The 305-nt window shown below is 70.8% G+C and carries 1 protein-coding gene; it reads left to right on the forward strand.

Annotated elements, in window-relative coordinates; translation table 11 throughout:
- On the forward strand, positions 1–305 hold a 305-nt coding region (locus HKX41_10980; GenBank protein ID NNC24654.1), incomplete at both ends, for a hypothetical protein.

Consider the following 305-nt stretch of genomic DNA (forward strand, 5'->3'; position numbering starts at 1 on the left):
CGCACGACGCCGACGCGTTGGTGATCCTGGCCGCGCTGGAATCCTTCGACCCGGACCTGGACTGGAGTCGGGTCGGCTTCGCCAACGTCGACGACCAGGACTGGGAACGCGCGTGGATGGACCAATACGCGCCGCTGCAGTTCGGCCGCCGCACTTGGATCGTGCCGTGGAATCAGGAACTGCCGGCCGACGCCGACCGCGCCGACGCCGCGACCCTGGCGGCGAAGGTCGCCGGCGGCCCGGTCGCCGGCACGGACGATCACGCCGGGTTCCTGGCCGAAGTCGAAGGATTGCGCGCCGAGTTG

The sequence above is a fragment of the Salifodinibacter halophilus genome (assembly GCA_012999515.1).
Classification (GTDB): domain Bacteria; phylum Pseudomonadota; class Gammaproteobacteria; order Nevskiales; family Salinisphaeraceae; genus Salifodinibacter; species Salifodinibacter halophilus.